The organism is Thermomicrobiales bacterium (assembly GCA_041390825.1).
Taxonomy (GTDB): domain Bacteria; phylum Chloroflexota; class Chloroflexia; order Thermomicrobiales; family UBA6265; genus JAMLHN01.
Genome location: JAWKPF010000004.1, coordinates 132,597 through 145,987, shown reverse-complemented (window position 1 = coordinate 145,987; position 13,391 = coordinate 132,597). Strand labels below are relative to the sequence as shown.

Annotated in this window: 13 protein-coding genes; 6 read left to right on the top strand and 7 right to left on the bottom strand. The window is 64.3% G+C overall.

Features of this window, described 5'->3' with window-relative positions:
- The first annotated feature begins 3 nt into the window (after window positions 1-3).
- Entirely contained in the window at window positions 4-1,275 is a 1,272-nt protein-coding gene (locus R2855_00655) for an extracellular solute-binding protein (protein MEZ4529511.1), read from the top strand.
- Between the two features lie 135 nt (window positions 1,276-1,410).
- On the opposite strand, the gene R2855_00650 is transcribed toward R2855_00655, so the two are convergent.
- Entirely contained in the window at window positions 1,411-2,667 is a 1,257-nt protein-coding gene (locus R2855_00650) for a hypothetical protein (GenBank protein MEZ4529510.1), read from the bottom strand.
- Between the two features lie 221 nt (window positions 2,668-2,888).
- Window positions 2,889-4,019: a hypothetical protein gene (locus tag R2855_00645; protein MEZ4529509.1), complete on the bottom strand. Its 1,131-nt coding sequence runs from the start codon at window positions 4,017-4,019 to the stop codon at window positions 2,889-2,891.
- Between the two features lie 298 nt (window positions 4,020-4,317).
- Here R2855_00645 and R2855_00640 point away from each other — a divergent pair, with 298 nt between their 5' ends.
- From R2855_00640 to R2855_00620, 5 genes are all read left to right on the top strand, one after another.
- Window positions 4,318-4,803 (top strand): hypothetical protein, encoded by a 486-nt coding sequence (locus tag R2855_00640; protein ID MEZ4529508.1) that lies wholly within the window; start codon window positions 4,318-4,320, stop codon window positions 4,801-4,803.
- A gap of 136 nt (window positions 4,804-4,939) precedes the next feature.
- Complete coding sequence (locus R2855_00635; protein ID MEZ4529507.1) at window positions 4,940-6,211, top strand: cytochrome c biogenesis protein CcdA; 1,272 nt, start codon at window positions 4,940-4,942, stop codon at window positions 6,209-6,211.
- Window positions 6,212-6,232: 21 nt separating this feature from the next.
- Entirely contained in the window at window positions 6,233-6,856 is a 624-nt protein-coding gene (locus R2855_00630) for an SCO family protein (protein ID MEZ4529506.1), read from the top strand.
- 33 nt (window positions 6,857-6,889) lie between these two features.
- The gene (locus R2855_00625) at window positions 6,890-7,480 is read left to right on the top strand and encodes a copper chaperone PCu(A)C (GenBank protein ID MEZ4529505.1); all 591 of its coding nucleotides are present in this window, start codon (window positions 6,890-6,892) and stop codon (window positions 7,478-7,480) included.
- 74 nt (window positions 7,481-7,554) lie between these two features.
- Window positions 7,555-8,046, top strand: coding sequence for a hypothetical protein (locus R2855_00620; GenBank protein MEZ4529504.1), 492 nt, complete (start codon window positions 7,555-7,557; stop codon window positions 8,044-8,046).
- 168 nt (window positions 8,047-8,214) lie between these two features.
- On the opposite strand, the gene R2855_00615 is transcribed toward R2855_00620, so the two are convergent.
- The 5 genes from R2855_00615 to R2855_00595 form a co-directional block, all read right to left on the bottom strand.
- A complete protein-coding gene (locus R2855_00615) occupies window positions 8,215-10,500 on the bottom strand; it encodes a copper resistance protein CopC (GenBank protein ID MEZ4529503.1) in 2,286 nt (761 codons plus the stop codon).
- Window positions 10,497-11,123 carry a copper resistance protein CopC gene (locus tag R2855_00610; protein ID MEZ4529502.1) on the bottom strand — a complete coding sequence of 209 codons (627 nt, stop codon included), beginning with the start codon at window positions 11,121-11,123 and terminating at the stop codon, window positions 10,497-10,499. The genes R2855_00615 and R2855_00610 overlap by 4 nt, the downstream gene beginning before the upstream one ends.
- 58 nt (window positions 11,124-11,181) lie before the next feature.
- Window positions 11,182-11,673, bottom strand: coding sequence for a hypothetical protein (locus R2855_00605; protein MEZ4529501.1), 492 nt, complete (start codon window positions 11,671-11,673; stop codon window positions 11,182-11,184).
- 112 nt (window positions 11,674-11,785) lie between these two features.
- Window positions 11,786-12,232, bottom strand: a complete 447-nt coding sequence (locus R2855_00600) for a hypothetical protein (GenBank protein ID MEZ4529500.1) — start codon at window positions 12,230-12,232, stop codon at window positions 11,786-11,788.
- Between the two features lie 43 nt (window positions 12,233-12,275).
- Window positions 12,276-13,310, bottom strand: a complete 1,035-nt coding sequence (locus R2855_00595; GenBank protein ID MEZ4529499.1) for a hypothetical protein — start codon at window positions 13,308-13,310, stop codon at window positions 12,276-12,278.
- Window positions 13,311-13,391 lie beyond the last annotated feature (81 nt).

Sequence of the window (13,391 nt, the reverse complement as noted above, 5' to 3'; positions counted from 1 at the left end):
GAGATGCGACGGCTCGACCGGCGTAGATTGATGAAAATGGGCGCGGCGGCCGGGACAGGGCTCGCCCTGGGCCATGGCGTTGCGCCGGTCGGAGCACAAGCCAACCAGTTGACCGTCCTCACCGCGGGACGGCCAGAGCCACGGCCGCCGGGAACCTACGATTACGGCAACGACATGCTGGATATCTGGAAGTTCGACCGCGACACTGCCATCACCTACGACATCCGACCGCTTTTCTCGATCGATCAGGTCAGCCAGGCCGCCTTCGACACCGACGCCCCTGTCTATGACCTACTCTACAACTCGGCAATGATTCCCGAGTTCAGTCCGTACCTGCAGGAAATCGGCTCACGCTTGCCGGACGAGCTGGTGAACGATCTGGCGCCAGCGCAGGGAACATCCATGTCCTGGGAGGGGCAGCAGTACGGTGTAATGCCGACCCTCTCCCTCATGCTCCTGTTCTACAACAAGAACCTCTTCGACGAAAAAGGGCTGACCGGGCCACCGACGACCTGGGACGAACTGAAAGGGTTCGCCGCCGAGTTTCAGGGACCGCCCTTTCCCATCGGCATGATGGCGCCCTGGGGCGCCCCGGCAGGAATCGGCGGCGTCACGTCGTACTGGATGGCGTTCTTGCAACAGGCCGGTGGCGTCATGTGGGACGAGGCCGGGCAGCCTGCATTCGACGATGCGCCCGGGGTCGACGCGTTGCAACTCATGATCGACCTCATGCCCTCCATGACCGGTGACACGCTCAGCAATATCGACACCACCGCCGTGGCATTCCGCATGCAATATGACGGCATGGCCATGTTCATGACCTTTCCATCATCCTGGGAAGTGATGAACGGCGGCGCCGCGCCCGGCACCGAAAAAGTCATCCCGGCCGTGATGCCAAAGGGACCGGAAAACAACGCGACCGTCAACGCTGTCGATGGCTGGACACTCGCCTCGACATCCCAAAATCCCGACCTGGCCATGCAGCTCCTCGAGTTCTACCTCAGTCCCGAGGTGCAAAAACGGCAATGGACCGATCTGGGATGGTTGCCGGCGCGGCTCTCGTCGCTGGATGATCCGGAGATTCAGGCAACCACACCGGTCGCGGCGGTGCTGCGGCAGCAGGCGGAGTCGCCCTTCGATAGCTTCGTGACCCGGAACTATATGGAGATCACGCTGGAGATCGGGCGCGAAATCCAGAAGGCGCTGCGCGGCGAGCAAACCGCATCCCAGGCCCTATCCACGGCAACCGAGGCCATCCGCCCCTTGCTTGGATAGCGGAGAACCACAAAACCCTCCCCTCTGGACCCTCCCCTCTGGCCCCTGAACCCTGGACTCTGGACTCTGGACTCTAACCAACAAGAAACCGAGGCGGCCGATCGGCCGCCTCGGTTGCGCATCAGGACTGAGCGACTAGCAGCTGCTCTGGCAGGTGCCCTGTCCACCCGGGGTATCGGCGCCGCAGCACTCGAGACCATCGTTGCAGGCGCCCTCGGTGCCGGCAGTGCAGGGGCAGTTCTCCTGACCGTTGCAATCGCTGGAATCGCAGACCGCCATGCAGGTGCCCGGGGAACCCGGAGTGGTCATGTCGGCTGCGCAGCAGACGAGTCCGTCATCGCAATTGCCATCGGTGCCAGTGGTGCACGCGCATCCGTCGCCGGTGCAGGGGCACGAAGCCATGCAGGTGCCCTGACCGCCCGGCGTGTCCGCGCCGCAGCATTCGAGACCGTCGTCGCAGGCGCCCTGGGTGCCGGCGGTGCAAGTGCATCCGTCGCTGGTGCACGGCGGGTTGCACTCATCCTCGGTCATGCAGTGGCCGGAGCCGCCCGGCTGGTTCGAGCCGCAGCAAACAAGACCATCATCGCAGGCGCCTTCGGTGCCACCGATACAGGTGCAGCCCTCGCTGGAGCAAGTCGGATTGCATTCGGATTCCGTCTCGCAGGTGCCGGGGCCACCGGGCTCGGTCACACCGCAGCAGACCAGTCCATCGTCGCAGGCGTTCTGGACGCCGCCGTTGCAGGCGCAGCCTTCGCCCGTGCATGCCGGAACTGCGGTCGGCTCATCTGGCGCCGCAGTCGCGGTCGGTTCAGCCGGCATCGCGCCCGGGCAAGTCGTTTCGTTGGTAAGGCAGATACCCGGGCCGCCCATGCGGTCGGTCGTAGCACAGCAGGTGAGGCGTGAGGAGTGGCAGGGATCCTCCGTTCCGGTGATGCAACCGCAACCAGCGTGCAGCTCGGAGCGGAGGAAGACATCGCCACTCTGAATCGTCGGCGAGCCGCTCAGGATATTGGCGGCATTGGCGCTGATCCAGGCATCTTCCTGCTGCGCCGCGGCCACCGCCGTGGTCTCATCGAGGAACGTCGAGATTGCCAGGATCTGCCCATCGCCGAAGACGAGGTTGTATTCGATAAAGCCTGGCTGCTGCTCCATAACGGCGATGATGCCGCTCAGTCCGGAAGCCGCATCCGCCTCGGTGCCGCTGTACGCATACGTGCGCACCGAGATGAAGCGATCCTTGGCCGTGGTGCCCGCATCCTGAGCAGCCACGCTGGTGAACTTGCTGACAGCGATGGCGCCCACGGCCGTGGCGGCGCTGACACGCATCATGTCGCGGCGAGAAAGCCGGCTACCCAGCTTCTTGGCGAACGAGTCGAATCGGTTCGGATCCACGCGCGTTCCTCCTCTGCCCTCACGGGGGAATTGATAGTGGTGCCAATATGGTCCCTGCACCCTGCCTGGACCATCACCCATGCTACCAGCCGCGCACAATACCCGTGCATGTTGCCACGGATCGCGCATAACTGGTACGTACCAGTGAACACCAATCCTACAACGCAGTCCAGACCGAAATGGTTCCTGCTACCGGCACGATCGGTTCTCGTCGATTGCGTTCAGGCGCACGAACTTGCGCAGATGCCGGATTCGCCAGCCTCGGCGCCGCAGCAAACGAGACCGGCGTTGCAGATCCACGAAGTGCCGGGAATGCACTCGCAGCCGTCTGCGCCGGGGCATGGGTTGGTCGAGCCATTGGAGCAGCTACTGAGACAGGCGCCGATATTGCCGGGGTCGGAGCTGAAGATGCCGCAGCACGAAAGTCCAGCGTCGCAAGCGCCATCGACCCCGGTCGTGCACGAGCATCCCTCATAGCTGCAGGAGCACGAATACTGGCACGTCCCTTCGCCGCCGATCTCACCTGGAGCGCAGCAGATCAGACCGTCGTCGCAGGTATTCACGACACTGCCGACGCAGTAACAGCCTTCATATCCGCATGGGCAGGTGTATTGGCAGGTACCGGTGGATGTGCAGCAAGCCAGCCCGGCGTCACAGATACCGTCTGGGCAGTCGCATCCTTCACTCGTGCAGGAGACCGCCGCGCCGGCAATGGGGGTGAGATCGCCTGCCGAGAGCGTCAGTTCTTCATCGCTGGGATCGTCATCCGCTCCGCCGCCGGCCGGGCAGGTGGTTTCCGCGGTCAGGCAAACACCAGGCTCTCCCTCGCTCTCGGAAACCGGGCAGCACACCAGCAGATCGGAACCGCACGGGTCGTCGTCATCCTCCAGATCGCACGGGCATCCCGCAAAGAGAAACGAGCGGAGTACGACCTTCCCCTCGGACTGTTCGAAGTCGCCATAGAGCGTCGACTGAATGTGGGTTTCGATCCACCAGTCGATCGTTTCCATTCCCGGAACCGAGGTTGCCTCATCGAGGAACGTAACGATCAGATAGATCTCGGTCTCGCCCCAGACACACTCGATACCAACGAATCCCGGCTGCTCCTCCATGTGCGCAACCAGATCGGGCAGTTCGGCTTCGGCCTTCTCGCGCGTGCTGTCATAGGCGAAGGTGCGGACGGCGATATAGCGGTCGATCGCCGTGGTCCGTTCGCTTTGTGCAAGCACCGTGCTGCGATAGGGAACGGCCGGAACCGCCAACATCGTTGCGGCTGCTGCGCCAACGAACGCGCGCCGCGAAATCCGCCCCCCAAGCCGCTTGGCAAGCGAATCGAACCGGTCTGGATCCATCGAAGGGTCTCCTGCCTGGCAACGCGCTGGTTCGCGCTGCCTGCTGCACCGTCTGCCCATCCCAAATGGTAGCAGTGGATGAGATCCTGACAGTTGCCTGATCGCTCCCAGAGCGTTCGCGAGCATGTTGCTCGGCCATCCGGGCATGATACGCACGACCATGCGCGCGCCGGAAGACGTTACAGAATCGTGCCAATGTGCCGCGGAGACCCCATTTTCGATTGGTTGCGCGCTCAGAGTTTGGGATACTTGTCAGCAGGGACATCGGGATCGACCCGAGTACCCGAAGGCAATGGCAATGCGCAACAGCAAGCCAACCGAATACCGCGTATGGGGCATCCGTCTGGTGACGATTCTGCTGATCGTCTCCTTTGCCTTCATTCCTGTACGCTGTGACGCCTCCACCGCGCCGCACTCGATCTTTGTCGATCCCACCGGCATGAACATGGAGCGCATGAGCGGGCATCAGCATGCGGCCGCTGCCTCCAGCGAATCCGGCTCGATGACTGGGCATCACCATCATGGTGCGCCAACTTCCGCCTCCGATGCCGATTCGGCCGATGCATCGCACCTGCTCTGCCAGTTCATGCTGGCCGACGGCGCCGATGCGCAATCGCAACAACCAGTCGGCGCGGCGCTCGATTTGCCAGCCACGCCAGTGCCTCCGGACATCGAAGCGCTGCTGCAAATGGACGGAGATCCATTGCTGCAGGTCAACCCTCCGGCTGCGATGCTGACTGGTATCGCCATTCCTCCCGATTCGCCACCCCCCAAAGCAGCCTGATCCTCGCTGCCTGGAGCCGCACACTGTGTGCCGGTTCCTCGGTCACCGTCCGTTCTGCCCATCGGGCCGGAGCGTAGCCGGGCATCTCCGCATCTACGCGCGGTGACCGTCTGATCGAACAACAGGATCGAAGAACATGCATCGCTTTACGCTTCGCGGACCGCGCGCGTTGGTCTTGCTCGGGCTGGGACTGCTTACCCTGCTCCTGCTGACTGGCAACGTCTCGGCCACCACCGCACCCGAATTCGAGGCCACCGACCTCGCCACCGGCGACACCGTCTCGCTGCAAGACCTGCAGGGTGATGTTGTGCTGCTGAACACCTGGGCCACCTGGTGCACTCCCTGCAAAGAGGAGATGCCCTGGTTGCAGGCCCTCAGTGATCGGTACGCCGATCAGGGGTTGCAGGTCGTCGGGGTGAGCATCGACCGCAACGGACAGGACGACGCGGTCCAGGCATTCGCTGAGGACCACGGCGTCACCTTCCCCGTCTGGCGCGACTCCTCCAATCGTTTCGCGCGCGCCTTCGAAACAACTGGCGTGCCGGAAACCCTGCTGATCGGGCGGGACGGTGAAATCCTCTATCGGTGGAAAGGCGCGCTGGTCGAAGAGAACGCGGACGACCTGACGCTGATCGAGGATGCTCTGGCAGGCACGGTCACCGATGCCAGCCAGGTGACCTCGACCGTGGCGCGGGTGGGCATTCCGGTAGCGTTCGCGGCAGGATTGCTCAGCTTTCTTTCGCCCTGCGTCTTTCCGCTGATTCCCACCTACGCGGCGGTGATCAGCGGCATGAGCTTCGCCGAGCTCCGCTCCACCGATCGGGAGGTCAAGCGCCGCGCGCGCCGCGCCACGGCCATCAACGGGCTCCTCTTCGTGCTTGGCTTCACCACGGTCTTTATGCTCTTTGGAGCCTCCGCCACGGCGCTCGGGGGTTGGTTGCAGGAGTACCGCATCTGGATCGCGCGCGTCGGGGGCGTCTTTCTGGCAATCCTGGGGCTGCACCTGCTCGGATTGTTGCGCCTCCCGTTCGCCGACCGCACCGTCAAGATGGATCTGGGCGGCCGCTCATACGGACGCGCCGGAACCTTCCTGATCGGGGTGGCGTTCGGAGCGGGCTGGACCCCCTGCATCGGCCCGGCGCTGGCCAGCATTCTCACCATCGCAGCCGCGGACGCGACCGTGCGCGAGGGCACCGGCCTGCTGGCGATCTACTCGCTGGGTCTGGCCGTTCCATTCCTGCTGGCAACTGTGCTCGTGGACAAGTTCATGGCGGAATCGTCCCGGTTCCGGGCATGGCTCCCCCGCATGCAACAGGTCAGCGGAGTCCTGATCCTGCTCATCGCCGCGCTCTTGCTCACCGATTCGCTGAGCCGCCTGAACGAATACGCAACCTGGTCGCCGTTCTAGGGCGCCCGGAGGAGAACCACCATGACGACATCGTCCAACCGCCGCTACCAACTCCTCGGAGTGCTTGCCCTATTGGTGCTCATTGCCGGGGGCGTCATCTATTGGGCCACGAACCGCACCGAGGCGTACGAGTTCAACGGTGGCGAGATCAGTCCCGCGGCCACTGCCCCGGACCTGGCGCTAACCGACCAGCATGGCGAGCCGTACTCGCTGGCGCAAGAAGAGGGAAAGGTCGCGCTGATCTACTTCGGCTACACCACCTGCCCCGATCTCTGCCCAACCACGCTGAACGACTTCGCCATCGTGAAGGAAGACCTGGGCGACGAAGCCGATGAAGTCGAATTCATCATGGTCACGTTCGATCCCGAGCGCGACACGCAAGCCCGCATGCAGGAGTACCTGAACTTCTTCGATCCGGACTTCATTGGATTGCGTGGCGACGACGCGCAGACCGAGCAGTTCCTGAAGGACTACGGCGTCACGATCAAGCGGGTCGAGTATCCCAACTCCTCGACCGGCTATCTGATCGATCACACCGCCCTGATCTACGTCATCGACAAGGAGGGCAAGCTCCGGCTGACCTATCCCTACGGCACCGACCCCGCGATGATCACGGAAGACGTGCAACACCTGATTTCCGAATAACTCGTCACAGAAACCGAAAAAAGGAGCAAAGAAATGAACCGAATTGCACTGCGCATGCTGGCCCTGGCGGCTCTGGCAATTGGATTGATTGGTTTCGGCGGCATCGCCGCCGCGCATGACGACGCGACTCCCGAGGCATCCCCCATGGCCGGCGGAATGTCCGGTCACGCCATGGGCGGCACGGGGGCAGCCTATTTCCACGTCGAGAATGGCGGCTCCGAAGCCGACCGCCTGATCGCCGCGGCAGCCGACGTGTCGGCTGTGGTCGAGATTCATGAAATTGCCGACAACAACGGCGTCATGGAAATGCGTCCGCTCACCGATGGGCTCGAGATTCCCGCCGGTGAAACCGTTGCTCTCGAACCAGGCGGATTCCACATCATGCTCATCGGCCTGAAGCACGATCTGAACGCGGGCGACACCTTCGACCTGACGCTCACCTTCGAGCGCGCCGGCGAGGTCGTCGTGCCGGTGACTGTGCAGAGCGCGGCGCCCGAGGGCGATGCGATCGTTTCGACCGAAGCTGGTGACCTGACCATCTCGGGCGTCTGGTCGCGGCCCGCTCCGGCCATGGCGATGGATGCCACTCCGGCAGCCTCGCCAGCAGCTTCGCCCACGATGTAGTCGAACCAGCGAGTTGCCCGTCGTGCCGCCGCACCTGGCGACACGACGGGCACAGGGCCGGGGAGTAGTGACACATGGATACGCACAACGAGATCGACGAATCAGCAACGACGACAGACGACGCGACCGAGAACACCCCGGTCGCCAACCCGGACAAGAAAATGTCGCGGCGGCAGCTCCTGACCACGGTTGTCGTAGGTGGCGGCGGATTGGCGCTCCTGGTGGCGGCGCTCTTCAGCGACCGCTGGAACGGCGGCGATGAGCCGGTCGGGCTCTCGTTCGTCATCCCAAAGGGCGCGGGCGCGGCAGTGAACAACGACACCATGAAGTCCGCCATCACCCTGCCAACGGAGATCACCTTCCAACCGGGCGACGAAGCCGCGATCTCGGTCACCAATGAGGATTCGGTGCCGCTACGGGCCGGACCGTTCGTCGTGCTCCCAGGGCAAACCTACACCCAGCGGTTCCCGAACCCGGGGAAATTCGATATCGCCTGCACCGTCGACCCTGCGGAATCGATCACCGTCTGGGTGCTGGACGAATCGGGAACCGTGGTGGCCGCGTAGCCGCAGGCCTCTGTGCCTGCTCTTGGAGGTACATGCCAACCACCCGCCCATCCCCGCGTAGCCGCAGGCCTCTGTGCCTGCTCTTGGACACCCCTGACAGGCACTGCGGCCCGCGACGACGCATGGATCGAACGGCAACGACCGTCATGAAGGCTCCGGAACAGGGAACTACTCCACCGGGGTCGGTGTTCCCTCGACCATCGGTTTCCCCTGGAACTCGACCTGGAGGTAATTGATCAGGTTCCAGATCTGCTCATCGGTCAACTGGGGGAAGGCCGGCATCTCGGTGCCGTCCTTGCCATTCTTGATCCAGTCATAGAGCTGACCGTCTGGATGCACCTTGGTGTGCGCGGCGGTGAAATCGGCCGGTTTCGGGAACATGTTTTCCCCTCCCGGACCGTCTCCTTCTCCAGCCGCGCCATGACAGGCCAGACAGTTGGCCGTATAGAGCTCCTGCCCCAGGGTGACCGAACCACTCGTCGCGGCAACGGGATTGGTCAGCCCCGGATCGAATCCCACCGTTGGCTGGATGCGCGCCTGCGCCATGAGCATCAACCCCAGCACGGTCGCAATAGCGGCCAGTCCCGCGCTCTCCATGCGGAAGCGGGATCGTCCAGCTCTCCAGGCGACCACGAACCCGACCAGCGCGATCCCAAGCAACAGCAGCCCGATCGCGCCCCCAGTGCCGAAACGCCATGGCGGTGTCGGCGCAGCCGATCCGGTGGCGCCAATGGAAATGACCTGCGTGTCACTCCACGAGAACTCCCCAATTTCCCGCACGATGAGCTCGAGTTCCCATTCGCCAGCAATGCCCATTTCGCTGCCATGGGTTTCGTAGGTGGCTGGTCCGGAACGGTCGAGTTCGACCTCCTTGACGCCAAAATCCTCACCGGTATAGGTGAAGCGGATGAGCGCCTCCGTGCCATCCGGCGCCGGATCGCCCGGAATGGTGACCAGAAAGTGATTCGGGCCGGCTGCGGCGGGCGCGATCTGCAGGGTGACATCGCGCCCCTCGAGATCGAATTGCACCGTCTGGCCGGATTGCTCGGCCGCCAGCACATCGCGCGCCGGTTGCAGACTGGTCATCCGGCCGACCGCCAGCAGGAGGAGCGTGGTCAACACCAGTTCGGCCAGCACCGCATACCCGAGGCGCCCGAACCAGCGCGGTTGCGCCATGGCATCGACCCGCGCCAGTTTGCGGGTGATGACCAACAGATTCAGACCAGCGATCAGGAAGACGATCCCCACCAGAATCAGTTTGAACAGCAGCGACTGGCCGTACTGCGTCTCCCGCAGAGCCGCCCAGCTTCCCACCTGGAGCCACCAGGCGTAGAGACCGGTGATCGCCAGCAATCCCCAGCAGACCAGCGCCATAGCGGAGAACCGCGGCAGCGCCTGAGCCAACACCGCGCGGCGATCGATCTGGCCGCGCAATGCGCGGATCAGCACCCCGCCCAGCAGGATCAACCCGCCGAACCAGACCGACGCGCTCAGAGTGTGCGCGTAGTCGAAGACGATGGCAGTGGTGCGCCCTGCATCCAGCGCGGCCGCGTGAGCGTTCATGCTGACCGGCAACGGCAAGAGGGCCGCAATGACCAGCCCGATCGCCGTCGATGGCCATTGTCGAATCGGATCGCGCCAGGGAAGAAATCGGAGCGCGACGCCCATCAATAGCAAGAGTCCGACCCGCGCCAGCCAGAGTCGGCCGTACCGGGTATCGGAAACGGTCTCGCCGATCCGGGAAAGCAACGATCCGCCGTCCAGATTGGTCGCTTGCACACCGAGCGCCAGCAGATTGGCCAGCAACGCGCCGATCACTGCGCCGGTTCCCAACGTCTGGGCGCGTTGGGCGAGTTCCGCGGTGAGCGCGCCGTCATGCCGGGTGGCTGGCCAGAGCACCAGCAACCAGACCGGCCAAACCGCAATCGCTGCCGCCAGCGCCAGCAGCACCAGCCAGCGCGCGGCCGATTGCAACCAGAGCGGAGCGCCGGCGGAATCGTCCATGACGGGCATGGTGACCGAGGCGACATCGGCCTGGGTGCCCACGGTGAAGGTGAAATACCCCTGCGCGGGGTGGCCGTCGGCCGTGGAGAGGTTCCGCCAGACGACGGTATAAGTGCCGTTCACCAATGGTTCTGGCAACGTGGCAACCAGCGACTTCTCGCCGTCACCCGGCCCGACCGTCAGATTGGGAATCTCGTGCCCAGTCTGGTCGAAGACCCGCACCTCGTTGTAGCCCGCTTCCAGCGGTTCGGTGAACCAGATGCGGATCTCCGCCGGTGACTCGGCCAGAATGGTGTTCGGCTGGGGATCGCTCCGATCGAACGCGGCATGCGCCGACGTTTCCACCGGCAGCAACGCGGCCAGCAGCACGAGCAGCAGGAACAGCCCCGCTCCGTGGCGGCGCCACTCATGGCGAGCCGTCGCCGCAGAGAAATCGATTGCGCGGCTCATAGGCGATCGACCGGCCGGTCGCTCCAGCGCCGCCCGCGGGAGGGGCGCCGGAAGAACCAGAACGCCAGCAACCCGAGAAACGCCGCGCCCGTGACGGCCGCGGCGATACCGTAGAGCAACCGGTTGTCGTCCTGCGGGACCGGATTGCCCTCGGCATCGATCACTGGCAACTGAGCAGGCGCTTGCTGGGTGGCCACCTGGGGAAGCGCCACAGGTGAGGCGGCCGGGTCGACGATGAACTGGTAGCTTCCGCTGGTGCTGTCGCCATCGACTGCCGAAACCACGGTCCACTGCACCAGATACTCGCCGTTGTCCAACCCGGGATGCACACCGACCGTCACCCGCGTGCGCGTGGGATCCGTCAGATCGAGCGCGGCGTTCCCCCGATCGACCTGCGTGCCGTCCAGCTTCAGGACGGTCAGTGAGACGCCCTCCGCGCTCACGTCCTCGGAGAACCAGATCTCGACCGTGCTGGGCATCACCGGCACCGCTGAGTTCATTGGCGGATTGGCGCGTTCCGGCACAGCGTGCGCCAGCGCTTGTTCGGGTTGCGCCAGTCCGAGAACAGCCAGCACACAGACCAGCGTGCCGAACCAGCGAAGCCAAGCGGCATTTCGATACATTCGATCTCCTCGCGGGAGACCGGGGCACGCGACCCCCGGTCTCCGTTGATGGTAGCCGCTAGGACGCGGCCGGGAATTCGAGCTCCTCGCGCGGGGTGACCGACGAGAAGGTTTCCGGTCCGGCAGTGAAGGTTTCGTCGATCGCCGTCCCTTCGATCTCACCGGTCACATGGAACGAATAGTCGCCCGGCTGGGTGGGAATCAGATAGGCGACATAGTGGCCCGGATCGCCCCACTTTGGCTCCATTGGCAAAGACACCTTCTGATCGCCAAGGATCACCTCCACGGTCAGCTCCAGCCCTTCCACTGGGACTTCGGCAACCTCATCCTCGCCAGCGGCCGGAGTGGCGTCGGCCGGGGCGGCCTTGGTGATGCGCACGCTGACGGCGTTGACTTCGCCTTGCACGGCGGGTTCGTTCAGAAAGCCAACGACGAAGGTATAGCCGCCAACCTCGCGGTGCTCGTGCGCCGAGACGAGACCATTGCCAGCCAGGAGAGCGCCGGCGGTGAGCAACAGGGCGCCAGAACGCAGGAATGAACGTCGATTCATGTGAGGTCTCCATTGGTGTGAACCAACCCTCCCCGGGATGGGCAGGGCAACGATGCTGCGAGTCGGTGAGTCGATTGCAGTGGCAGCGTTCCCGCGCTGCGGACAGGAACGACTATCGGGGAGGCGGGGCGGCAGGGGCGCTCGTCAGCCCGGTCGGAAAGCTGCCGAACGGGGAAACGGCGAACGCGCGCCTCACGATCGGAGGGGGATCGCGCAATGGGAGAACGGACGCAAGCTGCCCAACATCGCCAATGACGAACGCGGAGAAGGAAGGGCCAAACGCATCCGCCACGACAGCCTCTTGGCCGGTTGGCGTCCGTTCCTCGGCGTCGGCAACATCGCTGGCGTGGTCGTGGCCATGGTCGTGCCCATCCGCATCCGACTCCGCCTGCGCGGAACCATGGTGATGACCGAACGACCCGTTGGCGGCATCCAGCATGAACTCCACGAACATATGCGCATGCGCGTCGGAGGCGCCGCCTCGATAGGAAATCGGTGTGCCGACCAGCGAGAGGGCAAGGACGATCAGCGTGAGCGGATGCTGGAAGACCCCTGCCATCTCAGGGACGTCCTCGCACCGCTGGCAGCCCGCACCCCATCGCTCAGACCGCCGTGTCCATACTGGCGGACGAGCAGAAGACGTCGAAATAGAGTTCCGCCAGTTGCAGCCGCGCGGCGGGCGTCATCGCGTCCAGGCGATGCTGCGAAGCGGGGTCGAGCCGGGTCCGCAGGTTCCACACCTGTTGCGCCTGCGCGCGGTCGAGCATATCCAGCTTTCGGCGCGTTACGCTCCATCCCCGGCAATCGAGATCGATGGCGGCATCGTCCAGCGGCAGCAATCGCTCCACCACATAGTCGAGCGCTTGCGCGTCATTGCCGCGTGTGTTTCGCGCAACCCCCGCTGGCTGCAACGGCACGATCTTGCCCCGTTCGGCGCCGGACCGGTTGAGCCCCAGCAGAGCGCGCAGACCGCTCGGATCCTGATCGGAGCGGCGCGTTTCCAACACACCGAAAAAGATGATCACGATACCGATCGACATGGCGATGTAGAGATACTCGCGCTGCCCAAGCCGGGTGAGACTGCCCCCCATGGCCACCGCGAAGGTGCCAAGCGCGATGAGAATGCACCCGATCATGCGGCGGCGCTGCGTGCCGAGCTTCCTGAACTTCCAGGCCGACCAGAGCGCCCCGCCAATGAGCACGACACTGCCGCCGATGTTCAGCAGCATGGTGATGGCGGTCAGCCCGGCGCTTTGCTCCAGTGCTTCCCAGCCATGCTCGGCCAGCATGGATTCATCGATCGGCGCATCGATCACCAATGTCGCCGCCAGCGCAGTCACGAGCAGGGCCGCCCCCGGAGCGAACTTGGCGATCCTGTTTCCGGCCAGCAGATAGAGCTCACCCAGCGCCAGAAACCCGACCACCAGCACCGCGCCGGTCAGGTAATAGACCCGCACGATGGCCGGAGTCCATCCCGAAAGCGATCCGACCACCTCCGACCCGGCCGCGATGGCAAAGATCGCGAACGCAATCGTCCAGACGACCCGGTCCGGACGCCGGCGACGCAGCGTGTCCCGACCGATGACTGCCATGCAGCAGAGACTGACGACGAACGCAATGATGGGGAAAACGACCAAACCGGGAACCTGCCTGCCGACGCGCGCAACCTATCCGGCAACGCATTCAGGCGTCGCCGGCTCGTTCTGGCAAGTATACGA

What these genes read in the sequence shown, in the direction of transcription:
- R2855_00655 (MEZ4529511.1), top strand. Translation starts at nt 4, where the DNA reads ATGCGACGGCTCGACCGGCGTAGATTGATGAAAATGGGCGCGGCGGCC.
- R2855_00645 (MEZ4529509.1), bottom strand. Translation starts at nt 4,019, where the DNA reads ATGGATCCAGACCGGTTCGATTCGCTTGCCAAGCGGCTTGGGGGGCGG.
- R2855_00640 (MEZ4529508.1), top strand. Translation starts at nt 4,318, where the DNA reads ATGCGCAACAGCAAGCCAACCGAATACCGCGTATGGGGCATCCGTCTG.
- R2855_00635 (MEZ4529507.1), top strand. Translation starts at nt 4,940, where the DNA reads ATGCATCGCTTTACGCTTCGCGGACCGCGCGCGTTGGTCTTGCTCGGG.
- R2855_00630 (MEZ4529506.1), top strand. Translation starts at nt 6,233, where the DNA reads ATGACGACATCGTCCAACCGCCGCTACCAACTCCTCGGAGTGCTTGCC.
- R2855_00625 (MEZ4529505.1), top strand. Translation starts at nt 6,890, where the DNA reads ATGAACCGAATTGCACTGCGCATGCTGGCCCTGGCGGCTCTGGCAATT.
- R2855_00620 (MEZ4529504.1), top strand. Translation starts at nt 7,555, where the DNA reads ATGGATACGCACAACGAGATCGACGAATCAGCAACGACGACAGACGAC.
- R2855_00615 (MEZ4529503.1), bottom strand. Translation starts at nt 10,500, where the DNA reads ATGAGCCGCGCAATCGATTTCTCTGCGGCGACGGCTCGCCATGAGTGG.
- R2855_00610 (MEZ4529502.1), bottom strand. Translation starts at nt 11,123, where the DNA reads ATGTATCGAAATGCCGCTTGGCTTCGCTGGTTCGGCACGCTGGTCTGT.
- R2855_00605 (MEZ4529501.1), bottom strand. Translation starts at nt 11,673, where the DNA reads ATGAATCGACGTTCATTCCTGCGTTCTGGCGCCCTGTTGCTCACCGCC.
- R2855_00600 (MEZ4529500.1), bottom strand. Translation starts at nt 12,232, where the DNA reads ATGGCAGGGGTCTTCCAGCATCCGCTCACGCTGATCGTCCTTGCCCTC.